17 protein-coding genes and 2 pseudogenes are annotated in these 25,984 nt (G+C 68.0%); 10 read left to right on the forward strand and 9 right to left on the reverse strand.

Annotation, left to right across the window (positions count from 1 at the left end):
- Positions 1-180 precede the first annotated feature (180 nt).
- Positions 181-465, reverse strand: a complete 285-nt coding sequence (locus ACFYM2_RS00135) for a transposase (RefSeq protein WP_388832036.1) — start codon at positions 463-465, stop codon at positions 181-183.
- Positions 466-724: 259 nt separating this feature from the next.
- Positions 725-1,732 (reverse strand): hypothetical protein, encoded by a 1,008-nt coding sequence (locus ACFYM2_RS00140; RefSeq protein ID WP_388832038.1) that lies wholly within the window; start codon positions 1,730-1,732, stop codon positions 725-727.
- A gap of 1,176 nt (positions 1,733-2,908) precedes the next feature.
- Here ACFYM2_RS00140 and ACFYM2_RS00145 point away from each other — a divergent pair.
- Positions 2,909-4,273, forward strand: a complete 1,365-nt coding sequence (locus tag ACFYM2_RS00145; protein WP_388832041.1) for a hypothetical protein — start codon at positions 2,909-2,911, stop codon at positions 4,271-4,273.
- Between the two features lie 102 nt (positions 4,274-4,375).
- Here the strand turns inward: ACFYM2_RS00145 and ACFYM2_RS00150 are convergent, their stop codons facing one another.
- From ACFYM2_RS00150 to ACFYM2_RS00160, 3 genes are all read right to left on the reverse strand, one after another.
- The gene (locus ACFYM2_RS00150) at positions 4,376-5,338 is read right to left on the reverse strand and encodes a hypothetical protein (RefSeq protein WP_388832044.1); all 963 of its coding nucleotides are present in this window, start codon (positions 5,336-5,338) and stop codon (positions 4,376-4,378) included.
- A gap of 1 nt (position 5,339) precedes the next feature.
- Positions 5,340-9,923: an AAA domain-containing protein gene (locus ACFYM2_RS00155; RefSeq protein WP_388832047.1), complete on the reverse strand. Its 4,584-nt coding sequence runs from the start codon at positions 9,921-9,923 to the stop codon at positions 5,340-5,342.
- Between the two features lie 133 nt (positions 9,924-10,056).
- A complete protein-coding gene (locus ACFYM2_RS00160; protein WP_388832050.1) occupies positions 10,057-10,821 on the reverse strand; it encodes a nuclease-related domain-containing protein in 765 nt (254 codons plus the stop codon).
- 662 nt (positions 10,822-11,483) lie between these two features.
- Between ACFYM2_RS00160 and ACFYM2_RS00165 the strand changes: the two genes are divergently transcribed.
- The 5 genes and pseudogenes from ACFYM2_RS00165 to ACFYM2_RS00185 form a co-directional block, all read left to right on the forward strand.
- Positions 11,484-12,182, forward strand: coding sequence for a hypothetical protein (locus ACFYM2_RS00165; RefSeq protein ID WP_388832053.1), 699 nt, complete (start codon positions 11,484-11,486; stop codon positions 12,180-12,182).
- Between the two features lie 236 nt (positions 12,183-12,418).
- The gene (locus ACFYM2_RS00170; protein WP_388462153.1) at positions 12,419-13,699 is read left to right on the forward strand and encodes an MFS transporter; all 1,281 of its coding nucleotides are present in this window, start codon (positions 12,419-12,421) and stop codon (positions 13,697-13,699) included.
- Positions 13,700-13,937: 238 nt separating this feature from the next.
- Positions 13,938-14,267: a hypothetical protein gene (locus ACFYM2_RS00175; protein WP_388832056.1), complete on the forward strand. Its 330-nt coding sequence runs from the start codon at positions 13,938-13,940 to the stop codon at positions 14,265-14,267.
- Complete coding sequence (locus tag ACFYM2_RS00180) at positions 14,264-15,115, forward strand: TIGR03619 family F420-dependent LLM class oxidoreductase (RefSeq protein WP_359008300.1); 852 nt, start codon at positions 14,264-14,266, stop codon at positions 15,113-15,115. Before ACFYM2_RS00175 ends, ACFYM2_RS00180 begins: the two co-directional genes overlap by 4 nt.
- 291 nt (positions 15,116-15,406) lie before the next feature.
- Positions 15,407-15,835 (forward strand): annotated as a pseudogene (locus ACFYM2_RS00185) (SDR family oxidoreductase); the annotation flags it as partial.
- A gap of 91 nt (positions 15,836-15,926) precedes the next feature.
- Here the strand turns inward: ACFYM2_RS00185 and ACFYM2_RS00190 are convergent.
- The gene (locus ACFYM2_RS00190) at positions 15,927-16,358 is read right to left on the reverse strand and encodes a MerR family transcriptional regulator (RefSeq protein WP_388832059.1); all 432 of its coding nucleotides are present in this window, start codon (positions 16,356-16,358) and stop codon (positions 15,927-15,929) included.
- Between the two features lie 848 nt (positions 16,359-17,206).
- Between ACFYM2_RS00190 and ACFYM2_RS00195 the strand changes: the two are divergent.
- Positions 17,207-17,401 (forward strand): annotated as a pseudogene (locus tag ACFYM2_RS00195) (HD domain-containing protein); the annotation flags it as partial.
- Positions 17,402-17,403: 2 nt separating this feature from the next.
- Here the strand turns inward: ACFYM2_RS00195 and ACFYM2_RS00200 are convergent.
- Both ACFYM2_RS00200 and ACFYM2_RS00205 read right to left on the reverse strand, forming a co-directional pair.
- Positions 17,404-19,293 (reverse strand): MFS transporter, encoded by a 1,890-nt coding sequence (locus tag ACFYM2_RS00200; protein WP_388833046.1) that lies wholly within the window; start codon positions 19,291-19,293, stop codon positions 17,404-17,406.
- A gap of 609 nt (positions 19,294-19,902) precedes the next feature.
- A complete protein-coding gene (locus ACFYM2_RS00205; protein ID WP_388832062.1) occupies positions 19,903-22,578 on the reverse strand; it encodes a serine hydrolase in 2,676 nt (891 codons plus the stop codon).
- Positions 22,579-22,773: 195 nt separating this feature from the next.
- Between ACFYM2_RS00205 and ACFYM2_RS00210 the strand changes: the two genes are divergently transcribed.
- From ACFYM2_RS00210 to ACFYM2_RS00220, 3 genes are all read left to right on the forward strand, one after another.
- Positions 22,774-23,517 (forward strand): GPP34 family phosphoprotein, encoded by a 744-nt coding sequence (locus ACFYM2_RS00210; protein WP_350230946.1) that lies wholly within the window; start codon positions 22,774-22,776, stop codon positions 23,515-23,517.
- Between the two features lie 230 nt (positions 23,518-23,747).
- Positions 23,748-24,617, forward strand: a complete 870-nt coding sequence (locus ACFYM2_RS00215; protein WP_359008294.1) for a helix-turn-helix transcriptional regulator — start codon at positions 23,748-23,750, stop codon at positions 24,615-24,617.
- 216 nt (positions 24,618-24,833) lie between these two features.
- Complete coding sequence (locus ACFYM2_RS00220; protein WP_350230948.1) at positions 24,834-25,037, forward strand: DUF397 domain-containing protein; 204 nt, start codon at positions 24,834-24,836, stop codon at positions 25,035-25,037.
- A gap of 94 nt (positions 25,038-25,131) precedes the next feature.
- On the opposite strand, the gene ACFYM2_RS00225 is transcribed toward ACFYM2_RS00220, so the two are convergent.
- A complete protein-coding gene (locus tag ACFYM2_RS00225; protein ID WP_388832065.1) occupies positions 25,132-25,983 on the reverse strand; it encodes a hypothetical protein in 852 nt (283 codons plus the stop codon).
- Between the last annotated feature and the right edge of the window lies 1 nt (position 25,984).

The following is a 25,984-nucleotide window of genomic DNA, read 5'->3' on the forward strand; positions in this document are numbered from 1 at the left end:
GCCCCCGCTGTTCCTCCAAGGAACGCGCCGTCTGTTCCCTGGAGGAACGACCTTCTTGTTCCCTGAGGGAACGAGCCTTGAAGGTGATCACCACGAGCTGCCCCTGAGCCAGGTGGCGCATGGTGCACAGCCGCTTCACACCGAAGGCGCCGCGATGGTCGGCAACGAACTCAAAGCGGCTCACCAGTTCGTCTCACCCGCAAAATACTTGGCCGCCCGGCGCAGGATGTCGCGTTCCATCTCCAACTCGCGCACCTGCTTGCGCAAGGCCGCGATCTCCGCTTCCTTCACCGATGCCGCCACCGTCTCGGGCCGCTCGGCGTTCTCAGCGGTCTTGATCCACTGCCGCAGCGTCTCGTGGTTCACACCCAGCTCGGCGGCGATCCGCGAGACAGGCCGGCCCGACGAACGCGCCAACGCCACCGCGTCGGCCCGGAACTCCGCCGAGTACTTATAGGTCCCCACCTGGACTCCTCTCCCTGAACTCAAGATCCAGTGTCGAGGTATCCAAGATCAAAGTGACGGGCCCGCGGCCGGTGTCCCCCGAGGCCGGGTCACCACTGGTGCGCGATCGGCGTGCCGTCGGCAGTGTGGGCCTTCGTCTCGGAGTCGCGGAAGGCATACGGTGTACACGGGGCCCGTCTCACCGTGATCCGTCTCTGTCACGTCGCTGATCAGTGTCTGTGGACCAGACGTGGACCACGTGTCAGGAGCCTGGCAGAGCCTAGGCCAGCTTGCGCTCGATCACGTCGCGCACCTTCTCCGTCGCCTGCTCGTCGAACCCTGAGGGCACCAGTCGGAAGCGATGCAGCTTAGGCCGCTGGCCGTCCTGATAGCCGGCGATCTTGCCGCCCTCGAAGTATCGGTCGGCGTCCTCCTCGACCTCCACGAGGCCGAAGCGATTAAGCATGCGGTGAGCTTCGTAGGCGTCTTTTCCTAGTCCGAACTGGAGCAAGCGGATGTCGCTTGGTGCAAAGACCAGCTGATGACCGAACCGAGCATGCAGCCACGCGATCATCAGCAAGAACGCGAGTTCACTGTCTTCCAGGAGATGGATCCAGCCCTTGGTGAACAGTCCCGCCGGAAGGGTGAGCAGGAGATCTCCCCCGTCTTGCCCTGGAACTGTGTAGCGATCCGAATTCTCCCCACCGCCGTACGGTGTGCCCTGTTCATGAAGCAGCAGGAACCCCTCGTACTTGCCCACAGCCTTCGAAGCGTTCGGCAGATATACGAGTTGCACCTCGGGGCCAGCGAGGCGGCCCAAGGCGTGTTGGAGCTGGCGTGCCTTCTTGTCCCGAATACTTGCGTAGGTCTTCACGCCACCCCCTCGAACAGCAGGCGTGGCGAAGAGGTCAACCCAGCTGACCGTGTCTTGATCGTTGAGAGGCAGCGTGTTCGTGGGGCGCTCGCCGGGGGTGCGGGACTGTGCAACGAAGGTCGCAGTAAGGAAGGTCTTCAAGGCGATGCCTCGTGGCGACGCCAGCCGGGTGGCCGGTGGCCGTTGCTCCGATGGAGGCAGAAGCCGGTCGGAGGCATCTCCCGACACCTCAGCCGGGTCTTGGCGAAAGACGAAGCCGCTGCGAAGCACCAACTGCCTGCCCGTCCTGACCTCCGCGAAGCGCGTGGAGGCTCGGTTGGCTTCAGCGGTGATCTTTTGAAGCTTGGCGTGGCGCGCGTGGAACCGCTTGAGCTCGCTCGCGGACAGGGGAAGCAGATCGAAGAAGTTGACCACCGAGTTTGAGCCCTTTGTTCTGAACCCCTTAATCCGCCTGTGAGAGCTCGCTAGCTAGCTATGTAAGCGTCACAGGCGGATCAAGCCGTGTTCGTAGTCTACTCGCCTCCACGAGGAGAGCGCAGGCATTGTGGGAGTCGCAGCCCAAAAGGGCAGCCGGATCAACACCGTTGAGGAGCGCGATGACTCCCGGGTACCAGCCGGGAGCCATCACAAGCGGCGCTCTGATCCTCGGCCGGACAGCAGAGTGGGAGATTACGCCTTTGTCGAGCGTACGCAGTAGTAGCCGATCAAATGAAGTGGAGCGACAGCCGGAGCGCCTCCCGCTGCGGTGGGCCGTGATCATGGCAGTCGCAGGTGCGGCGTCAATTCCTGCCGCGGCAGTAGGCGGACTGGCCGCCGCCATCGGGACGTTCATCATGGTTGCTGGAGCACTTCACGTGATGATCGCGTAGCGCCATGCCCTCCCGGATGGCTGGAGTGTGCGCTTCAGCCGTCCGTGAGGCGCTGCCGCCGTCGTGGCTTACTTCGAATGCAGAGGGCGCGTTCGATGTGTTGGCTTGAGTGGCCCTGGTTGCGACGGATTGCCTTGGCGCAGAAGCTGAAAAAGGTGTTTGTAAGCACTTCCTTTGGGACCGCAGCTCCAAACAAGCCGTCAGGCGGCCGTCTCATCGGGGTCATCGCTGGGAACATCAGCCACGGCTGGGAGCTCCTGCCGCCTTCCTGCTCGCGGCACCAGGGCGACCGTGGCTTCGACCTTCTCGAACGGGGGCAGCAGCGAGGTGTAGGTGTCGGCGGTCAGGGAGGGCCAAGCATCCGTCCAGCAACCGATAACACTGTGAGCTAGCCCCACCCGATTGTGCAATGACGACCTCCGCCAGCCCATTGCCTGATCTACGGCAAAGACGTTCAAACGGTCATAAAAGGGCTGGTTTCGGAACGGGACTGTCATCCTCCTGATCGCCGGCTGCTGGAACAGTGCCGCTGGCTCACCACTGCCGCTCCTCCCAGGCGGAGATCAGTGCCTGGCCACCGACCCAGCGCAGCCAGCTGGTATGCCTCCGTTACGCGGACATGCGCACTTGCGTGCGCCCCGCACTTGCGGCATAGCTTCCAGCTTGACGTGTACAAATCGTACGGGCACTGGGGGCGTGCAGGTTGAAGGCGAAACCAAGGGTGACGAAAGGCGTGTTCCGGGACCTCGCGCGTCTGTCGAACGTAGCCGTTCAGTCGGATGCGGCGCTGGTCGGCAGCGTCGAGGTGGCCGTGGCCAAGGATGACAAGAAGCGTGCAGAGAAAGGTACTTCGCTCCGACGGAAGAGCGACCTGGAGGCCCTGCCAAGGGCGGAACTCGGGCAGTCGGTAGAGCTGGCTCCGTGGCACGTACTGCACGATCTCGCGCAGGCTCTTTCCCTCTCTCGACAAGGCGCTGGGCGTGGTCTCGCCGAGCATTGGGGAAGCCTCAAGTACAGCCAGGCACTCGATGCTGTAGCGGACAGCTACATACAGTTGTCCGCCGAAGCCAAAGGGATAGCCCGGGACTACAAGCGTCTGCAGTCGCGAGAGTTGGGGCAGGGTTTCGCCCTTGCCCTGACACGGCACGCCCTCCGACGTCGATATCCAGACCGCTTCGTATCCTTCGTCAGCGCCGATTTAGTCATACGCGCTGGATGGTCCAAGGGCTCGGCCGGTTACGCCTACCGGCCAGACTTTTTCGCCGAAGCCTGGAAGCCGGGCGAACCGTCACGTGTCTTCCCGATTGCGACCACAGGGAACCATGGAGGCCCCAAACCCTCCTATTCCCAACTCGCCGCATGCTCGGCCCATGTCGAGGCCATGCACATCGGCGCGTGGAACGAAACACCGTGCCTTGTCTTCAGTACGGAGTTCCCCTCGGAAGGACCCGTCACAGTCCATGTCCTGCACGCACGAGGACAGGACGGCTGGCTATACGGCTCGCCCGAGCATCCACTGCGAAGCGTGAACGGTCCCGCCGAAAGGGGGAACATCGTGCCGGGCATCCAACTTCCCACGCGCGGTGACCGGGTTCGCCAGTCCGAACCCGGTTTCCATGTCCAGTCCGAGGACTCAGCGTGGTTCCAGCACGTCGTGGCACGAACAGCGACAGCCGGAACAGCTGCCTTCGCAGGCGATGGCGCCACAACCGCTCGCTACCTCACCACCGACCAGGGGAGTCGACGCTACGACGCCGGTATCGCGCATGCGGCATCAGGAAGCGTCCAAGACGCGGCGTACAGGCTTCTCGGCATCCCCTTCGTCGGCACGGATCACGTCTTCCGGCTGAACAACAAGCGCGTAGAGGCGTTCTCCGGCGTCGCAGCCGATCTCTTCGCCCTCCTCTCGGCTGGGAAGGCTGAGGAGTACCGCAGTGAAATTTACACAAGGCGCGGCACCTGGCCAGGACAGACGTGGGATCCGAACTGGGGAGGCCCTGTCTCGATCCAAGAAGACGGAACAGTCCTGGCCATGCGCCTACTGCGTTTAAGGAAGAGCACGAGCACTGAGGACGCCTCGACGTAACCCCCCTTCAGTCTCAGTGTTCTATGTTCTGCGCAGGCGGAGGAGACGCCATCAGAAACTCCGCGCTTTCTCCGCCTACGTTGGATCGAGTGCACCCCCGGTTCATGTACCCGCCGTTGTTCCCCCACCCGGACGGCGACGAGCGACAGAGGCCGGCGTTGGGCGTTGGGCGGAGGCATTGAGATTGCGACCACGACCTCGTTCTGTGGGCGCAGGCGAAGTGGGCGGTACAGGAGGCGCTGCCGCTGTCGCCGCGAGATCGTTCAGCGTGGCATTCACCACTGGCCAGCACATGTCGAGCGTGTCGCGGTTCGGGCTGTGTCCCTTCTGTTTCTCCGCCAGGGGATGGACGAGATTCCTGTACTGCCGGATAAGCTCCGAGGTCAGCTTGGCGTCGTACTCGATCCAGTTGTTCTCGTACGCGAAGTTCAAGAAGTCATTCAGCCCCATGTTCCGCAACGGCTTCGGCATAGGTACGCCTGCGGCGCGGACCTGCGCAGCATGAGCGAGCACACCCTCCAGGAGGCTTCCCAGCATGATGACCGCTGACGTGTAGGCGCCGTGCTCGTAGCAGGTGCGGGCCTCGTCCAGCCGGAGCTGCACGGTGGCGGCGAGTTCCGGGTCGCTCACCACCTCCGTAACAGAGACCTTCAGCTCGACACGCGGCAGCTGCCGTACTTCGTCCCCGAATCCGGCCTCACAGCGGATAATGGCCAGTTGGCCTCCGTCCTCGCCGATGCGGCGTCCGCCGAGCACGAGTATCTCGTTGAGCTGCTTCAGCGTGGCACGGTACTCGTGCTGCTGGTTGTAGTACTCAAGGCGGTTCGCCAGGCGCAGTATTGCGCGCTCGGCATCATCCGTGCCGTCCTCATGCCGCTCCTTGAGGAGTTCCCTGGCCCACTTGTGCCTGGGGGTGCTGCCGTCGTACTCCGGAACGTCGTCCCAGCCCGCCCGCTGGAAGAACGCGGCGATCTCGTACCCCTTGCGGTAGAGCAGCGGCGGCTCGTCCCCGCAGATCAGGTGGGCGATCTCCGTCAGCGTGCTGTCGTCGAAGACTTCACTCATGTCAGGCTCCTTCGGGAGAGACCGACGCATCCTCATCGAGCATGGCGTCGAGTTCGTCGGTGGTGAGTTGGGTGTCATCGGCGTCGTCGATGTCGACCGGAGTCCATGTGCTCCCCGCGTCACCGTGCGCCTCCTCGGTGACTCCGGGGCTGATGCCCAGAGCGTCGAGCCGCTGCCACAACGAGGCCAGCGAATCCTCCGGGGACAGGGCGAACTCGCTGCTCCGCACGCGCCAGAACTGCCAGCCCGCTCGGCGCAGTTCGCGCTCCCGTTCGTAGTCCTCACGGATGTCGTCAAGGTTGGAGTGATACGGACTGCCGTCGCACTCCACGGCGAGGCGGCCCGCCTCTCCGACGACGACGAGGTCGATGCGTTTGCCGCTGACCTTCCACTGCGGAACGACGTGGTAACCACGTTCCTTGATCCTTCGAAAGACCTGCTGCTCAAAGAGGGACTCGAACGGCTTGCACGGCTCGTCGGGCGAGACGGCCGATAGGCTGGGAGAGGCGCCCTGGAGTTCCGGCGGCGCCTGCATATAGGTGAGCAGGGAGTGGCGCAGGTCCCTGCTGCGCAGCTGGTCCGGTGTGACGGAGGTGAACAGCCACATCTGGTCGCGCGCCCGGCTGGCGGCCACGTTGAACCGCCTTCCGTCCCCCTGTCCGGTCAGGGCCCGGGTGTGGTCGGCGTCGATGACCAGCGAGAGCAGGATGACGTCCCGTTCGTCTCCCTGGAACTGTTCAGCCGTGCCGACACGTATGTTGTGTCGCTCACGAATCGCGGGGTCAATCCGTGTGTCGATGAGATTTTCCAACAGCCTCGTCTGGTGTCCGGAACGGAGCACGATGACCCCGAAGCTCCGTTTCGCGTACGCGTCGTCCTCCGCGAGTTTCTGCAACGTGGCGACGATGCGTTCTGCCTCGGGCCTGTTGACCAGGGTGTCTCCCCGTCCCTCGCAGTGGCCCTCATGGACATGGACGACTTCGAGGGGCCGCAGTCGATCCGCTCCGTACTGTCGCAACGGCACGAGTTCGTTGTCGGGATAGAACTGGGTGGAGGACCACTTGATGATCTCCGGCATGCACCGGAAGTGCTCGGTAAGCCGGATCGTCTCGGGAAAACGGGCGGACAACAGGGCATACAGGTTGGACTTTGGGCTGAGCCCGTCCCGCTGCCAGTCGATGAGATGGGGCAGGAGTGAGTCGAGGAGTTCGTCGAACCGCTCGTGCTTGCCACCCGTGTAGAACGGGACACACTGCTTGTCGTCACCCACGACGATGACTCTCGGAGCGAGCCACAGCAACATCAGCCCGTCCAGACCGACCTGGCTCGCCTCGTCCACGATGACGACGTCGAAGGCGTCCGGCTCAGGATCAATCATTTCGGCGACCTGCTTGATCGGCATGACCCAGGCCGGAACCGCGGCACGCGCCTCACGCATCGCGGAACGGGCGTTCTTCAGATGCCGCTTGCCGAGTTTCGTCATTCCCTTGCCTGCGTTCGCCATGGCCGACGCATAGGCGCTCAGTGCCTGTTTCTGACCGACCGTCATCCTGTCCAGGCAGTGATACAGCGCCCTGCTGGCGGCCAGTTGAGTCACCGTGTTCCTCAACTGTGCCTCGACCGCTTCCAGTTCACCTTCCAGTCGAGCTTCCTTGCCAGGTGTCAGCATCGTGTCCTGGAAGGTGCGTGCTCGCCGCCACGCCCAGGCTCCGTCCAGGTTCACGAGGCGGGCCTCCCAGGCCGCCTCGGTCGGGGACTCGGCGAAGCGCCGCGCCAGTTCGGGGTGGTCCTCGGACAGTCGGTCCAGGAGTTTGCGGGCCTCCCGGCGATCGGCCTCACGGTGGAACGCCTCGGTCAGCGAGTCGATCGCGGACGTGTACGCCCGCGGATTACGGGCGGTGACAGCCCGGTGCACCTCTGCCAGTTCGGCCACTCCGCGGGCATCGGGTCGCGGCAGCTGCTCGGAGATGGATCGCAGCCTCTCCTCCGCCTCACGGGCACGGAGCAGCTGCTCCGCAGCGTTCGCCGACGTACGGACGTCATCCCACTGCTGTGCCGTCCGCACCGTGGCCTTGATCCGGGCCTTGAGCAGGACATCGTGCAGCGTACGTACGGAGTGGGTGAATCCGTCCACCGCGCGGAGCGTCGGCACCCGGTCCAGCAGCTCCGACAGAGCCACCTGTGTGGAGCCCTCGGCCTCGGGCGCGTCGACGCTCTTCCAGCGCTCGTTCAGCTGCCGGACGCACTGGCGTGCCGCCAGATGAGCCACCAACGCGGAGATCTCGTCCGGTGTGCTGGGCAGCCGCCCATCCACCCGGCAGTCTCGCAGGAGGACTTGGGCCTCCTTTTGGACCGGCCTCGGGGCGAGCTTGCGCAGCTTGCCACCTGCACGCAAGTACTGTTCGAGGTCCTTCCCGGCGGCGATGAGACGTGATTCCTCAGCAAGCGCCACGTCGGGTACGTCGAGCATGGCGAAGGGCGTGTGCTGAAGCACGCGCTGCACGTCTTCGGCACGGGCGGACGCCTGCCGCACTCCCTCCCACAGCTGCTGCCGTCGGCCCGCCATTCCGTCCTGCAAGGCACGCGTGGTCCACTCCTCGGGCGGCCAGGCAGCGGGGTCGCCCGGCAGTCCCTCGCTCTGCAGCGCGTGTTCCGCCGCGTCCAGCAGACCGACCAGTGTCGCGATCAACTCACTTCCGCGATCTGCGAGTTCGAGGGCGAGTGTGTCAGACGCCGGCGCAGCACAGGCACGTACAGCGGCGTCTAGGGCATTGACCGCCTCTTCGAACAGCACGGGTGCGACGAAGTCTGCGGGGTCCGGGCAGCGGGCGGCATGCTCGTCCAGCACTCCGGCCCCGTGCCGGGATACCAGACCCAACAGGCGCTGAGCCTCGTCCTGGCTCAGCGAAGGTTGTCGCGGTGCCGAAGCCGGCAGATCGGGCATCCAGTCGTACTTCGATGCACCGGCTGCGACGGTCTCCACGATCTCCACGAGCCGCCCCTTGTATCCGGGTGCCACGTCGAGGTGTTCGTACCACTCCGCCTCACGTATGGCGCGCAGATCCTCACGGAGCCGCGCGCGGGTGTCCGACAGTTCAGAGCGCAGCGCCTCATGGCCTTTGATCCTTACGTCGAGGCGCTCCGTCGACTGGGTGGCACTGAGCTGGGAGAGCGCGCGCACGGACTGTTCCAGGTCGTCGCTGCCGTCCTGGCGTCGGTCGCCCTGGAGGACGCACAGACTACGCAGCTCATGAGGCAGTTGCTGCCGCAAGACCTTCAGCGCCTGGCCCTTCTCACTCGTCACGAGTACTCGCTTGCCGTCCGCCAGCAAGGCACACACGAGGTTGGCGATGGTGTGCGTCTTTCCCGTGCCAGGCGGTCCCTGAACGACAACGCCGGTATCGGTCTGCAGGCGCCTCAGTACCTCCCGCTGGGCTTCGTTCGACAGCAGCGGAAACAGCGGGTCGGGGCCGAGGGCGGGCGGCACGTCACGGCCCCCCGCCGCCGTACCCCACACCCTGCGGTCCTCCGCTTCGAGCCGGTACAGCAACTGAGCCAGGCCCAGTGGCGCGATCGCACCGGGCTGGGCGAGGCGGTTCGCGATGCCGTCATAGAAGTTCACGAGGGCGCCCTGGCCCCGCTGACGGAGAATGATCGCCGGCGCGAAACCGAGCGTGGGCACCGGCAGCGCCGGGTCGGCGGGCGGGCGGCCCCAGGCACGGTGGAACGCCACCGCGCGATCGGTGCCGAACGCCCTCTCCGACCAGTCACCGAGCATGTCCTGGGAGTCCGGGGACAGCGGATGGAATCCTTCCGCATCGATACGTTCCCGCAGCGGGCCCAGCAGACGGGTGCTGTAGCCCTCGTCCGCGTCGAGGAACTCTCTGTCCTCCAGGCGCGCCGGGTCGCCGGGTGCGAGGGCGACGGTGATGGACATGTTCGCGGAATTCACGGTGAGTATCAGCGGCGCCATCAGAATGTGCCGGGCGATGCGCGCCGACGGACGTGCGGCTCCGACGGTCAGCAGTCCGGCGCCCAGTACCGCCTCGTATTCCTCACCGTCCTGCTGAATCCTGGTCGCCATTCGGTACAGCTGCTGATAGAGCTCCCGGTAAGGCCGGTCGACGCGCTCTTTCTCCGACCACTTGCGCCACGCGTCGAGCCATCGCGTGTAGGCGCGCAGCACGTCGTGCGCTTCCTCCCGGCGGATTTCGGAAACCTCGAACAGGTTTCCGTTCTCATCCTCCTGCCAGCCCTGACCCGGCCCCGACTCGGCCAGCGGCGGCGCTTCGGGCGTCGCGGTGGCGGCGGCCTCGGGATCGATCCAGCCCGCCAGCACCTCGGGCAGGACAGGAGCCGGGCGAGGCGGGCGATGTGCCACCTTGAGAAGCATCCGGTCGCCGTCCGGGTTCCGCCGGAGCCTGTCGTCCGGCAGGCCGGAGAGCCAGAGGACCTCCGGATACTTCTGCCAGTCCCGCACCGGCTTGTACGACCCGCGAACGAATTCGCGGATATATTCGATTAGTTGGCGCGTGCGGTGGACCGCCTCCGGATTGTTCGCACGGAGTGCAGAGCGAAGAGACACTTATCCCCCAGGTCATGGCTCGATGGAAAGCCTTCCAGGATGTGGGAGAGAAGCGCCGCCATCAACAGAGACCGGCGAGTAATGACGTGAACAAGCCACATTTCGCGAAAGTTGGCTGTAACCCAGCCAACTGTTAGGGGCGAACCCACGTGCGGCGATCACGTGCCGCCATGTACACCAATTCGACCTTGTCCGGTCGCAAGCCAGACTTGAGGTGCTTGAACGCCGCGATGTCGCGCTCCTGAAGGACACGCACGTCCCGGAGCGACGGCACGACCTTCAGTTCTGCCACCGCAACGAAGGCAAGCACCGGCTGAACCTCGACGTGGAAGCCGCACGCACTCGTCAGCGCAGCTGAGGCCCGCCGCGCCTCTGCTCGGCTCTTGCGCACGTAGGGGTACGACTGGCCGCCTATGCGAACAGAGTCGTCACCCACCCAAACGCGCGCTCCGCGGTGGCACTTCGTGTTGAAACAGAAGGCGCCGCCCGGACCAACCAGGACGTGGTCGATGTCAACTTCACCGGACAGGGGTATGGAATGCAGAACTCGCCAGCCTCGCCGCGCCAGCCTCTCCAGTTCCGCTCCCACCCGGCGCTCGCCGGCCAGTCCTGCGCGCCAACTGTCTGCCTCCAGACGCCGACCGGACAACCTGGCCAAAGCCCACTTCCAAAAGCCGGGCGTCAGCTCGTCCACCTTCATCTGCAGCGCGTCTCCCGGGCGGTTCCCGGCAAGATCGTCCTCAGAACGCAGTGCCTTGTGTGCTACCGGCGAAGAAGAAGCAGTGAGATAGGGCGCAAGGACATCAAGTACCGCGTCCCGCTGCTCCTCAACAAGGAGCTCCAGATACCCCGTGCGGCGGTCGAACCATGCGACCTTCTTGCCGTCCGACTGATTCACGTAGAGACGGTCATGTCCGTAACGCTTCCATGCGGAGACCTGTAAGCCGCTCACGCGCCCCCCGTCTCGCATCCCGTCAAAGGCCAATGCCCATGTGACCATGATCAGAAACAGCGAGCAAGATAGCCTCATGTCCCCGCCGAGCAGGCTGGTGGTCGAGATCGGGGGCTTCCCAGCCGGTTTTGCAGACAGGGCGGGAGCACATCCAGGGCAGGTCAACGCAACATTGCCTCGCGAAACCCCAGGTCATCGCCCTACCATCACCAATCGCTACACAAGTGGTAGGACTTCTCGCTCTGCCGCAAGGGGTGGGCTGCCAGAGGACGCTTTCCAGTCAGCCACCAGAACGCATTCAGCACACATGAGGCCGGGAAACCCCGCGAACACGTGAGAACTACGGAGGGGAGTTTCCCCAGGCCAGACGTGCCGCAGCCGACGTTCGCGCAGGTCACAGCCTTGATCAGGGAAAACTCCTAAAGCGGGTGTCGCAGGTTCGAATCCTGCCGGGGGCACAAGTTCGGACGGGGTGCTCCTCCGAAAAAATCTCGGAGGGGCGCCCCAGCATGGCGCACCACGGTGAGCCGGGGGTCTTGTTCGTCATCTCGCCCAGCACGCTCCCGGAGTTGCTGTCCCTCCTCCTTCAAGCAGGGCAGGATCGGGTCATGGCACCCACCGACTTGTCTCGCCTGCAGTTGCCACGCGCGTGTCATGAGGCACTTGCCGAGCAGCGGGCGGAGCGGATCGAAAGTCACACCATCCCTGTAGCCACGGCCTGGTGGAACACCGAGCTGGCCGCCGCCGGCTTACCTGGCGCGCCCATAGCCAGTTCAGGCGTCGCCCAGCTCAGTCGCGGCGACCTGTTCACTGATGCTGCCGCGCTCGACGCGGACTCCGACGACGAGCTGCTGCGATTTCTGTGGCGTGTACTCGCTTGGGGTAGCGGCATGAGAGTCCGCCTGAATCGCAAGCGCATACGAGCTGTAGCGGACAGCCCGTCCTCAGCCGTGGTGGCTCTGCGCCAGGCTGTCAAGAGCGCCGGTGAGGATCCGGCACGGGCATACGAAGCTCTGCGCCCGCGAGACCGCAACGCCATCGCGTATCTGGGCCCGGCCTTTTCCACCAAGCTCTTGTATTTTGCCGGCCGCGGCGCTGTCGATCACCCATGCGCGATCCTCGACTCCCGGGTGACCGCCACGCTCAGGGACATCTGCAAGTGGGACTCGCTCGCTGACAACGCGTGGCCCACCAGCACCTACGTCCGATACTGCACACTCCTGGACCGCTGGGCCCACGAGGAGAGCAGGCGGCTCGGGCGCCGCATAGGCGTCGACGAGATCGAACGCTGGCTGTTCGAGCCCTGAACCAGAACCGCGACACCGGACGACCGGAGGAACTGCCGGAGGAACTGCCGGAGGAACTGTTGGAGACCTACCGATGCCCGAGCTGTTCCGCTGACACCTGACGCTGATATCAACGCCTCCCGGATGCCGCGGCACCCGACCCGCACACGCCAACGGTGCACGCACCACCCCCGTGGCCCGAATCACACCCGCTCCGGCTACGCCCTGACACCATGTCACCACCTAGCGTCCTGTCCATGAGTCAGCCGACGCAGACGAGCCAGCCGACGCAAGCACCCCAACGGAGAGCCGGCAGTGCGAAGCTGCTGTTGCTGAGTTTTGCCCTGGGGGCGTTCGCTCTTGGGACGAGTGAGAACGTCGTCGCCGGCATTCTGTCCGACGTCGCGCGGGGCATCGGGGTGTCCGAGGGTTCCGCTGGGCTGCTGGTCACGGCGTATGCCGGTACGGTCACCGTGGCCGGGCCCGTGCTCACGTTGTTCCTTGACCGGATCGCGCCCAAGAAGCTGCTGGTCGGGGCCATGACGCTCTACCTGGCCGGGTCCCTGCTCGCGGCGGTGAGTACGACGTTCGCGGTGGCCGTGCTCGCCCGCGTACTGACCGGGCTGGTGCACACCACCATCCTCGTCATCTTCATGACGACGGCGATGCGCCTCGCGGCTCCGGAGAAGCAGGCGTCAGCCGCGGCGAACATCACGCTCGGGCTCTCGGTCGCCACCGTGCTCGGCGTGCCCATTGGGGTCTTCCTCGGACAGCACGTCGCGTGGCAGGCCGCGTTCGTGCTGGTTGCCGTCCTGTGCGCGATCAGCCTGGTCCTGATCGTCGCAACGTTCCCGCCGGACACCGGCGACCGGCCCGCCGCGGGCGGCAGCCGGCTCAGCAACGTACGCGGGCTCGGCCGGCCGCAGGTCGCCTTCGGTATCGCCACGACGGCGCTCACGGGCATGGCCGCGCTGACGGTCGTGACCTTCGTGGCGCCCTTCCTCACCCAGGGCTCGGACATCGACTCCTCGATGACCGTCTGGATCATGCTCGCCTACGGCGTGGGGTGCGTACTCGGCAACACCGTCGGGGCCCGGCTCGCCAACCGGCAGCTCGTTCAGGCCATGGCGATCACGGTGAGCGCGACGCTCGCCACGCTCGTCCTGATGTCGCTCCTGCCCGGCAACGCGGTCGCGACCGTCGTGCTGGTGGTCCTGCTGGGGTTCACCTACTTCGCGACGTTCCCCGCGCTGAACACCTGGGTGGCGAAGAACTCCGAGGACCTGTCACCCAATCTCGCTCTGGCCCTGAACAGCTCCGCGTTCAACATCGGTATCGCCTTCGCGGGCTGGGTGGGGTCCCTCTACCTGAATTCCGCACACTCCATCACCCATCTCCCCGTGCTGGCACTGCCCGCGGCGGCGCTGGGATCCGTGATCGCCTGGTTGCTCTTCCGCGCCTACGGCTCCTCGCGGAGCCGCCCGGCGCAGAACACTGCGCGGCAACGGACGGCGGCGGTCACCGCCGCGGAGGAATAGCCCGTCTTCACGCAGAACGGCTCGCCGCGGCGGGGCGACCCGCCTCACAGGAGCAGTCTGCCAACGGGGGAAAGCCCAGCGCGAAAACAGTTCCGCTTGCGCGCTCTGGGACAGGCAACCGCCCCCTTCACCGGGGGCCACACACCGACGGGAGTTTCACCATGAGCCTTTCCACGCGCCATCGGCATGGCCTGAGCGACAGGCCGGCGGTTCCTGGACGGTCGACGCGGTCAAGCAAGTGAACCGGATCAACCTCGCGCGGGCATCGACCGCACGCCGGGTGCTGGACCCGCACGTACGGCAGGAGGACCCGACCCCCGGCTTCCCCTTCGCCTACGGGCACGGTGGCGTCCGGCTCAAGGGCACGCCCCGGACCGGTGTCCACGCCGACACGTTAGGGCACAACGGCGGAGGTTCCGCCCACGTCGCCCGCTCCGGCGCGGGCATCGCCCTTCCCTACCCGCCCAACCGGCTCCTCGACATCGGCAACAACGACCAGCGGGCCGGCTCTCTGATCAGGGCGTTGAAGGCATCGCTACACGACATGGAGAACACGGCAGCCCGATGAAGGTCAGCGTTTCGATCTTTCAGACCACCGAGACCGCACCCGTCCACGACCTCGCTCGCGACCTGGAGGAGCGCGGCTACGACGCCCTCTACTTCTGCGAGCACACGCACCAGTCGTCGCGCGTCGCACGCGACAAGCCGGATCTGGAGCGCCGCTTCCGGGAGACCTTCGACCCGTTCGTCACCGCGCACGCGGCCGCGGCGGTGACCGAACGGCTCCGGGTGGGCTCCGCCATCTCCCTGTTCGCCCAGCACGAGCCCATCGCCATGGCCAAGCGCCTCGCGACGCTGGACCGGCTCGTCGGCGGCAGGCTCGACGTCGGAGTGGGCGCGGGCTGGATCGAGGACGAGATGCTCACCCACGGGGTCGACCCGAAGCGCCGCAACGGACACCTCGGGGCGCACGCCCGCGCCGTCAAGGCGCTGTGGTCGGGCGAGCCCACCACCTTCTCCTCGCCGTACGTCTCGTTCGAGGAGATCGTCGTACACCCCACCCCTCTGCAACGGCCGGGGCCTCCGGTCTACGTGGCGGGCGCGGGCCCGCGGGTGGTGGAGCGCATCCGGGACTTCGGGGACGGCTGGATGCCCGACTACGGCTCCGTCGCCCCGCGAGAACTCCTCGCCCGGCGGGAGCGGGTACGGGAGCTGGAGGAGGAGACGGGCCGGCGCATCCCGGTCGTGGTCATGGGAGTGCCGCACGACCCCCGCGTCATCGAGACGCTCGCCTCGGCGGGTGTCGACCAGGTCGCCACGCTCGCGCCCTCGGCGCCGTTCGCCGAGATCCGCGCGTTCCTCGAACCCTTCGAGGCGAGCCTGCGTGCGGCCCTCGGCCACGAGGTGGGGAGCTAGGGGGTGTCTGGTACGACCGGGTACGAGCAGACGCCGGTTCCTGGAGGTCGCCGCCCCCGGCACGGCGGCGGCGGGCGCGGCGACAGGGGTTGTGCCGACAGCGGCGGCGGGCGGCCGGTGCGCGGGCGGCCGGTGCGCGGGCGCGGGCAGGGTGACCGTCCCGGTGGTCCTGGAGAAGCGTGACCGTCCCGGCCCTCCAGCGCGCGCTGGACGCGGAGCGCCGCTTCACCGTGTACGGCGGCGGACACTGCTTCGAGGACGTCGTCCTGTCCCCGGACGTCCAGTGCCTCATCAATGTGGGCGGCCTGGATCATGGTGCGCGAGGGCAGGGGCGGCCGGATCAGCAACGTCACGAGCGTGCACGAGCACAGTCCGATCTCCGGCGGCAGCGCGTACTGCGCCGCCAAGAGCGCGCTGGGCATGCTGACTCGGACGATGGCGCTGGAACTGGGCCGCCACGGCATCTCGGTGATGCCGGTGGCGCCGGGCGCGACCGTCACCCCCATGAAAGGTCACGACGACACGGTGGACGCCCGCGACCTCGCCCGCCCGGTCGTCCCGGTGGGCCGGCCGGGCGACGCCGGAGAGGTCGCCGGCCTCATCAGCTACCTGGCCCGTGAAGCCGGCGGCTCCGTCACCGGGCAGTCGTTCGTCGTCGACGGCGGTCTGTCCCTGATCGCGGCGGACGCCAACGTGAGGTCCGTGCCGGGCCGCGTGTGAGGCCACGTCGGGGACGGCCGCGCCGGCACCTCACGGGTCGTTGCGGACGCCCGCGCGGACCCCTCACCGGGCCGGCGCGTCAGGCCACGGGTCACGCCCGCGAGACCGTGCGGCCCGTGAGCACCGCGATGTACTCGCGCGCCTGGCTCAGCGACTCGATCTCGTGGGAGATCCGCTCGAACTCGTCGTCGAGCACGGCGGCCAGCTCCCCGCACATGCCGGAGATGTCGATCCCGTTGTGGGCGCAGTCGATGAGCACGGAGATGTTCTGCGTGCTCACACCGCCGTCCAGGAGGAACCTGATCAGGCGCACCCGCGACACGTCCTCCTGGGCATAGAGGCGATGGCCCATATCGGTGCGGCGGGGCGTCAGCAGGCCACGGCTCTCGTAGTAGCGCAGGAGCCGCTCGTTGACCCCCGTCGCGTCGGCCACCTCGCCGATCCGCAGGTACCGCTGCGTCGATCTTCCCTGGGTGTCACGGGTATTCACCGTTTCCGCGTCTGTGGATTCGAGTGGCAGCAAGGCAGGAACGGTAATACTCCCCGCCGCGCCTTTCGTGACGCCTGGTTCATGAAGTTGACGTGACACTGTTTCCCCCCGGTCGACTGTGTCGGCGGCACGCACCACGGACCTCCGCATTCGACCGAGGCGCGTGGGACAGACCCTCATCGGTGGCCATTAAAACTTCCAACTCAAGGGACCGCAAATAGCTCCTGGGGCCGCACCACGAGCAAAGCTGCCGTGTACACCGACCGGTGTCACCGCTGGACACCGACGAACGGCCGGGCCGCATGGGCCGGTTCGGGGTGCGGTCGTGGGGAGCTTCATCGAGCACGATGACGCACCGGTCCGGCGAAAGGACGCGGCACACCAACGAGCAACACACAAACCCCGGCAAATAACGGCCAGTTCACCCCTGCCTTCCACAACACCCGTCCCCGGGTCCGGATTGCGGGAGTGCGGGTGTGCCCCGCGAAGGGGCCGCACGGAAATGCCGATGGACCGGGGTGTGCGCCATTGCGCTGAACGGCGCGCACGACGGACGGGTCGGGGCGGCGTGAGTATGGCGCGGATCACGAACGCGACGGCCCCCACGCGGCCCACGGCACTTCCTCCGTCGGCAGGCCCTGTATCTCTGCGGCTACGACCGCGCGGCAATTCGCTCGGGCAGTGGACCGGCGACAAACTCCTGGCCCATCTCGTCGACGGCCTCACCCCACTGCACGGTTACGTGGAGCTCAACATCCACATGTGTGGGCACTGCTCCAAGGCCGCCATCATCTGTTGCGGCCGACGGCCCGCGCGGGCGGCCAGAACTGGCAAGCATCCGATACGCGATCCGCCTCGCCGAGGCGTGAGAGGTGTCGGCGGTGTCCGACGACCTGTCCCCGGTGGCGAACTTCCTGTACGAGGCGGGCACGCTGAAGCACACCGCGCGTTCCGGATGGTGGATGGCTGGGGACCGCCTCCCGGAAACCGTCGCGCAACACTCGTGGCGTACCGCGCTCATCGCGTCGGTCATCGCCAGGCTCGAAGGCGCCGACCCCGCCAGGGCCGCGTTCCTGGTCTACGGGTTGACCAGGGTGCCCTGGGGGCAGCCCGTGCCTCGGGGGATGCTGTACGGGGCCGCCACGCGGTACGTGCCCGGCTTCGGGGCGACCAGTTCCGTCCACTCGTCGCCCGAGGCGTTCAGCGGGGACTTGCGCAGGCAGCCGTTGACGTTGGTGTACGTCCTGGGGCCGTGGCCCCGCAGCTTCGACGCCGGGGTCTCCTGCGGCGCCTCAAGGCCCTTGCCCTGGTCGTCGACCAGTTTCAGCCAGGGCGAGTACGGGATCCGGATCAGGACCGTGCCCGCCGTGCGGACGTCCACCGTGAGCTCGCCCTCGCCCGCGTGCTTGACCTTGGCCGGCGGGTCCGCGAGCGGGGTCGGGTTCTCGACCGCGAACAGCCGCCAGTGCTCGTTCGACCAGACCTGCTTCAGATACGGCAGGCCCTGCTCGATCAGCTTGCCCTCCTGCACGGCGCCGTTGCGGTCCGCCGGGCCCAGCGGCAGCACTACGTACCGCACCGCCCAGCGGTTCAGCCAGGCGTGGTAGTTGTCCGCGTTCAGGGTGTCGTCGTAGAAGAGCGGGTTGCGCTCCATGTCCGCCTGCCGGTTCCAGCCACGGGCCAGGTTCACGTACGGGGTGAACGCCGACGCCTCGCGGTGGCTGGACGCCGGGACCACCTCGACCCGCCCGGTCGACGCGTCCAGCCCCTGCAACTGGTCCACCAGCGGCGCCAGGTCGCGGGCCCAGGTCGCGGCGGGGGCGGTGTGCACGATGTCGTCCACCGACTTGAAGCCGATCCACCCGTTGAGGCCGACGAAGGCCAGCACGATGGCGTACCACTTGAAGGTCTTCGGGACGGCGTACGGGAGCGCCGCGAGCAGCACCACGCCGGCGAACAGCATCGCGAGCCGCGTGATGTTCGAGCCGATCTGCGACTGGATCGCGAAGCACAGCAGCACGGCGACGCCGTACACCACTGCCGCCGTGCGGACCGTCCGCCAGTCCTTGGGCACCAGGAAGAGGATGAGGACCGCGAACAGGAACGGTCCCGACGTGGTGGCGAGCGACATCGGCTGCGTGCCGGAGAACGGGAACAGCCACGCCGAGAGGGCGACCACCGCGACCGGCGGCAGGCCGATCGCGTACGCGCCCGGGCGGCGCTTGTTCAGGAACAGCGCGGCCGCGACGAGCCCGAGGAACAGGCCGGCCACCGGGCTGCTCGCGGTCGCCAGCGCGGCGCAGGGCGCGGCCACGCCCGCCTTGGGCCAGCGGTTCTCGCGCTTGTTGTGCGGCCAGCAGAACACCGCGGCCACCGCGCCCAGCGCGAACATCGTGCCGAGCCCGAAGGTGACCCGGCCCGACATCGCGTTGCACAGGAACGCGAAGAGGGCGGCGAACGAGCAGGCCAGCGGGTTGCGGACCGACTTCACGCGCACCAGGATCAGCGCGGTGAGGCCCGCCGAGACCGTGCCGGCGATCATCATCGTCGTACGGACGCCGAGCAGCGCCATCAGATACGGCGAGACCACGCTGTAGGAGACCGGGTGCATCCCGCCGTACCAGGCCAGGTTGTACGCGGACTCCGGGTTGCGGCCCACGAACTCGGTCCAGGCGTCCTGGGCCGCGAGGTCGCCGCCGCTGTTGGCGAAGAGGAAGAACCACAGGATGTGGGTGACGGCCCCGGCGATCGTCATGAACGCGACGGGATGACGCCTCGCCCAGGACCCCGGCCCCGGCCACAGCCCCCGTATTCGCGCCCCGAGCCCGGAGGCGGACGAAGGTCCAGGGGACGGTTCGGGGGTGGCCTCGGCCCCGGGTACGGACGGCGCCGCTGGGGTCTGGGAGGCGGCCGGGGTCTCGGGCGTGCCCAAGGTCTCGGGCGTGCCCAGGGTCTCGGGCGTGCCCAGGGTCTCGGACTCCGCCGGGGTTTGGGAGGCCGCCGGGGTCTCGGGCGTGCCCAAGGTCTCGGACTCGGCCAGGGTCTCGGACTCCGCCGGGGCCTCGGGTGTGCCCAGGTTCTCGGGCGTGCCCAGGGTCTCGGACTCCGCCGGGGTTTGGGAGGCCGCCGGGGTCTCGGGCGTGCCCAAGGTCTCGGACTCGGCCGGGGGCTGGGAGGCCGCCGGGGTCTCGGGCGTGCCCAAGGTCTCGGACTCGGCCGGGGGCTGGGAGGCCGCCGGGGTTTCGGGCGTGGCCCGGGGTGCGCTTGCGTCGCTGCGGGGCGGGTTGGCGCCCGCACCCCGGCTCGCGCTCGTGCTGCCGTCGGCGCGGGTCGGCGTCGGCTCAGCGGTGGTCACTGCGGCTCTCCCGCCTCACGCTGTCTCTCAGCTGGAAAACGCGCTGCCGTGTGCGGTCGCACACGGCGCGCGGGGGGCCGCCCGGTCCGGCCCGTACTGCTGTGAACGGGAGGATTCGATTCTGCCCCGTTCCACAGGACGCCGTCCCCCGCGCCCCCGGTTGCCCGAAGCTAGCACGAGGGCGCCCCAAGGGCCGGGGCGCCCTCGACGCGATCGGGGCCGTCAGCCCAGTCGGGTGAGCTTGGCGCCCACGCCCGGCTCGGCGAGCGCGCTCTTCAGCTGGACCGGGGCGGTCAGCCTGCCGTTGCCCGAGCCGATGGACAGCTCGCCCACCACGTCGCCCGCCTTCGCCGAGTGCGGGACCGGCTTGCCGCCCGCGCCGAGCTTGACGTCGACCTTCAGACCCGGCCAGCCGACCGCCTTGAGGTCCTTGGCGGCGACCAGCGGCGTACGGCCCCCGAGCCCGTCGTCCACGTACCCGACGACATCACCCTTCTTGACGACCGTCGCGGAGGTGACGCCCTTCTGCACCGCCTGGATCAGCTTGTAGCTGTTGTTGATCGCGGAGGACAGCTTGGCGTCGAGCGTGGTGCCGGTGCGCTGGCCCATGACAACGCCGTAGATCCGCTGGTTCTTGCCGTCGACGACCGTGTCGGCCGCCCACAGCAGGTTGCCGCCGGCCGGCGTGGACGAGCCGGTCTTGATGCCGCTCACACCCGGCTTGAGCAGGATCTTGTTGTTGTTGTAGATCATCGTGTCGATGCCCGGGATCTTGATCTGGGGCGTGTTGACGATCTCGCGGAACACGTCGTTCTGCATGACGGCCTGCGCCAGCTTGAGCTGGTCGGTCGGCGTGGAGACCGTGGTCTCCTTCAGACCGCTGGGGTCGGTGTACGTGGAGTTGGTCATGCCGAGCTCCTTGGCGGTGGCATTCATCTTCGCGATGAACGCCTCCTCGTTCCCGGCGTCCCAACGGGCCAGCAGGCGCGCGGCGTTGTTGCCGGACGGGATCATCAGCAGTTCGAGCATCTGCTTCTCGGTGAACTGCTGGTCCTTGCGGATCGGCGCCGTCGACTCGTCGGGCTTCTTCGCGTCGTCCTCGGCCTGCTGGTCGACCGTGATCTTCTCGCCCTCCTGCTTCCCGGAGATCGGGTGGCCCTTGAGGATCACGTACGCCGTCATCGTCTTGGCCACGCTCGCCAGCGGCGCGGGCTTCTGCTCCCCGTGCGTGCCCAGGCTGCCCACGCCGTCCACCGTGATGGCCGACTGGCCGTCGGAGGGCCAGGGCAGGTCGAGCCCGCTGCCCTCGAAGGTGTACGTGGCGGACGAGGTGAGGTCCAGCTTCGGCGCGGGAAGCGGCCGCATGATCTGTACGACCGCGAAGACGACCAGGAGCAGCAGGACCAGCGGGGTCCAGATCTTGAACCGGCGCACCGTGGAGCGGACGGCGGTCTGCGCCGGGGGCGGGGTGTTCGTCAGCTCGGCCAGGAGGTCGAGCGGGGGCTTCGGCGGCAGCGGCTGCTGTCTGGTGCGCTCGGCACGCTCGGGGACGGCCGCGCCGGTCGCGGTGCCGAACGGGGCGCCGGGGGCCGGGGGCGGCGGGGTCACCTTGGGGGCCTCGGGCCGCTTGGCGGGGGCCTCGGGCTTGCCGGCGGCGGCGCCGGCGGCCGCGTCGTCCGAGCGCAGCGGCACGAACTGGCTGGACCGCTCGGTCCGCTCGCCGGCCCGCTCACCCGCCCGCTCGACGTCGGGCTCCCGCTTGGGCGCGGGGAGCTTGAGCATCGCGGTGGGCTGGTCGACGGCCGGGGCGGCGGCGACGGGCTTGAACGTGGTGGTGGGCTGATCGATTCCGCGCTCGGCGTCCGGGGCGGCCTTGTCGTCGCCGGGCTTGGCGTCGCCAGACTTGGCGGGGCCTGCCTTGGTGCCGGCGGCCTTGTCGTCGCCGGACTTGCCCTCGCCGGACTCGGCGTCGCCAGACTTGGCGGGGCCGGACTCGGCGGGGCCTGCCTTGGTGCCGGGGGCCTTGTCGTCATCGGACTCGGCGTCGCCGCTGCCCTCGCCGGACTTGACGGGGCCGGACTTGGCGTCGCTGGACTTGGTGCCGGATGCCTTGTCGTCATCGGACTCGGCGTCGCCGGACTCGGCGGGGGCCGCCTTGGTGTCGGAGGGCGCCGCGTCCGCGTCGGCTTCGTTCGGTTCGGCCGCCGGGGTGCTCTTGCCGGCGCCCCAGGACGCGGCGCGTGCGCTGGAGTCGGCGTCGTCGTCGGCCTCGGCGTCCGTGGCGGCGGACGCGTCCGCGTCGCCCTTCGCACCCCGCTCGGCGGCATCCGTGGACTTCTTCGCAGTCGCGACGTCAGGGGTGGCAGCCTCGGACCCGGCCGCGGCCTTCCCGGCGTCTTTGGGCGCATCCGGCTCGACGGCCGGGGCGGCGTTCTTGGCGGCCGCCCCGGACCCGGCGGCCCCTATCGCGCCCGCTGTGGCCTCGTCGCCGTCCGGAGCCGCCGACTTGGCGCCGCCCCGCCCGGGCGCACCCTCACCGGCGTCCGCGTTCGCGTCCGTGCTCGACTCCGCGTCCGCGTCCTCGCCCTCCTGGTCCACCCACGCCGCCACCGCCGCGCGCAGCCGCGTGTCGCCGTCCTCCTGGCGCGGGGTCCGGAAGACCGCCGTCGCCTGGTCGGCCGGGGCGCCCGTGGACCCCGTACCCGCTTCGGAACCCGCACCGGAACCGGAGCCGGAGTTCTCCCCGGAACCGGAACCGGAACCGTTCACCGCCTTCGCGCCGTCCTTCTCCTCGCCGGACGGGGAGTGGGAGAGCGCGAGACGCGGATCGCGTTCGCTCGTAGCCGTCTCCCCCGACGACTGCTTCTGCTCCGACTTGTCGGGGGACTCGCCCGCCACCGATGCCTCCTCCAGACGCCGCTGGCGTCATCCGAAACTGCCCGAACCATGTACCAGTGTCCTGTGTGCCGGGTAGGACCCCCCGGCTAGACGAGAACGACATACCAGTTGGTTCCCGTACGAACCACCCAGGCGCTCTCGACAGATGAATGTGAGAGGGGTCACCCTGTCATTCATCCACGCGGGGAGGCATGGATGGGCAGGAGCCGCAGAACGATTCCGGAAGAGCTGTTGCTGCTCGCTCTGGACCCGGCCACGGGTACCACAGCGCAGCCGCAGTCGCTCGACCTCGGCCTCGCCGGAGCTCAGCTAGTGGAGCTGGCTCTGGCAGGACGGATAGCCCCGGACGGGGATCGTATCGCCGTGGTGATGGCACGGCCGACAGGAGATCCAACACTGGACTCCGCACTGGAACTGCTGCGCAGGCGCGGCAGTCCGGTTCGGGCGGTCCACTGGATCGGCGGGCCCCGTCTCGGGCTCCGTCAGATCTACCTCGCGCACCTGGAGCGGTGCGGCATGGTCCATGCCGTGTCGGGCCAGATGTGCGGGGTGCTGCCGACGACTCGCTACCAGGCGACGGACACGGCGATCAGCCGGGACATCAGGGCCCGGCTGGACAGCGCGATCCGCACCGGCGTACCGCCGGACCCGCGGACCGCGGCGCTGGCCGCGCTCGCCCACGCGGTGGGGCTCGGCAAGCACCTGTATCCCGGCAACGAGGGGCGGTCATCGCGCTCCCGGCTGCGGGATCTGATCAGGCACGACCCGATGGGCGGCCTCGTCGCGCACGCCGTGATGGACGTCCAGAACGGCGTGGCCGCTCAGCCGCGCCGCGCCAACGCCACCACGCCGGACAACCCGAGCCGTCACGCTACGGCGGCCGGCGTCCCGATGCAGCCGCATCTCGGGTCGATGGCCAGGGCCGTGGTGCACCACTAGCGACACCCGCACCACCAGCAACGCCCGTACCGCCCAGTCGCACCACCGCCGCACCGTCGTCCCCATGACCCGGTCCGGGAGCCGCACCCAAGATCGCGCGGGGCTGTCTCGACAGCCCCGCGCGTTCGCGTTGTCGCTGTGTGTGGCCGTTTTCCAGCGCGCGCCCGGAGGTTGGTGGCAGTCTGCTGAGCAGACGAACAGAAAAGCCGTGAGCCGGAGGTGCGTTACCCGTGGCGTCCAATGTCAATCCCACCGTCAGGCGGCGCCGACTGGGCCAGGAGCTGCGCAGACTCCGCGAGCTGAAGGGCATGACGGCCGAAGAGGTCGCCGAGCGCCTGCTGGTGTCCCAGTCGAAGATCAGCCGCCTCGAGAACGGCCGCCGCTCGATCAGCCAGCGCGACGTGCGCGATCTGTGCGGGGTGTACGAGGTCGAGGACCACCGTATCGTCGACTCGCTGATGCAAATGGCCAAGGACTCCCGCCAGCAGGGCTGGTGGCACGCCTTCGGCGACATTCCGTACAGCGTCTACATCGGCCTGGAGACCGACGCGGCGAGCCTGCGCGTCTACGATCCCCAGGTCGTGCCCGGCCTGCTCCAGACCCCCCAGTACGCGCAGGCCCTGATCGCGGGCGCGCTCCCCGAGACGATCCCGGCGGACGTCGAGAAGCGGGTGAACGTGCGGCTGCGGCGCCAGGAGCGCGTGAAGGCGACCGAGAACCCGCTGCGCCTGTGGGTGGTCATCGACGAGGCCGCGCTGCGCCGCACAATCGGCGGCAAACAACTCATGATCGACCAGCTGGAATCCCTCATCGACCAGTCCCGGCTGCCCCATGTCACCGTGCAGGTACTGCCGTTCAACATGGGCGCGCATCCGGGAATCAACGGCCAGTACGCGATCCTGGAATTCCCGGACGCGTCGGACTCCAGCGTTGTCTACATCGAGGGCGTCACCAGCGATCTGTATCTGGAGAAGGCCAATGATGTCCAGAAATACAGCGTGATGTACGAGCATCTGCGGGCGCAGGCCCTGAATGTGGACCAGACCCGGGAATTCATCACCGCGATCGCCAAGGAGTACGCCGATGGAACGGCCTGCTGAGCACCGGGAACGGCTGACCGAGCGCCGCGATCGGCCGGCTCGGCGCTGAAGCGCGGCACGGTACACCCCGCGCGTACCGCGGTGGAAGACCCAGCCGGAATATGCCATCCGGTCGAGTGAATGGCCGTCCCGCAGCCCGGAGGCTGCGAGTAGCGTCGATCACGCCAACGGAAACCGCTGGCCGAGAACGACCAACTCGCGAGAACCGGAGCGAACATGGCAATTCTTCAGGGCGCCACGGACACCTGGACCAAGTCCTCGTACTCCACCGGAAACGGCGCATGCGTTGAGGTCAAGTCCCCCGTGATGGAGACCGTCGCCGTACGGGACTCCAAGGTCTGCGAGGGCCCCTCGATCTCCTTCGCCCCCGGCGCGTGGAGCGCGTTCGTGGCCGAGGTGACCCGGGACTCCCTCGTCTGACCACGCCTCCAGCCATCGTGATACCCGCACGACCGTCAAGAGCCCTCTCGACTGGCCCGCCGTCCCGGCCGAGGGGGCTCGGCCATGTCCGCCGTCAGGCCTCGCGCCGGCGGAGTTCGTCCACGTAGCGGTCGGTGCCCGGCACGGTGGGGATGAAGGGGGCCACCAGCTCCACGCGGCCGAGGCCGCTGCGGGCGAGATCCGTGTCGAGTCCGGTGAAGTGGTCCGCCCAGACCTCCCTCGGGTCCCGCTCAAGGAACCAGAGCAGGGTGAGCCGGGTGCCGACGCCCTCGACCTGCTTCACATACGTCATGCGGTCGCCCGGCAGCGGGGTGGGCCGGAAGACGGTCACCATCGCGGCGGGCCCCTGGGCCAGGCGCCGGGGCAGGCGGCGCGAGCGCAGCCACTCCAGCAACTCCCCGCGCGCCTGCGGGCTTTGGGCGTCGATGACCTCCAGGACGAGACCCGCGTACGGATGGTCGAGGGCGTGGTGGTCGCGGGGGCCGGCCGCTCCGTCCCGGTAGACGGTCGCCTCGTGGTCGTGGAACGCCGTGAAGACGTGGGTGCGCTCCTGGTGGACGCGGCCGTCGCGGTTGAGGCGCCGGTTGATGCCGACGGTCCACCTCATGTGCTCGTCGTAGCGGCCCTCGGTGATCCAGTACGTGGAGAGGTAGCAGCCCGCGCCGACCGGCTGGGCGACGGCGGACTTCTCGGGGTAGCGCAGGTCCTGGAGGTCGTGGGTGGCCACCCAGCGCCGCCCCGCGAACATCCAGGGCATGGCCATGGCGCCCGCGTAGTAGTGGTCGTCCTCGTACCAGCGGTTGTAGGCGTACTCATGGCCCGGGTGCGGCTCCACCATGGTGATCAGCGCGTGCCCGGGGCGCACCCCGTAGGGCCCCGCCGACGCCAGCTCCTCGTACGCCTCGGGGCGCCCGTCCTCGCTCATG

Origin of the sequence: Streptomyces sp. NPDC006711 (assembly GCF_042869775.1) — a bacterium.
Lineage (GTDB): Bacteria > Actinomycetota > Actinomycetes > Streptomycetales > Streptomycetaceae > Streptomyces.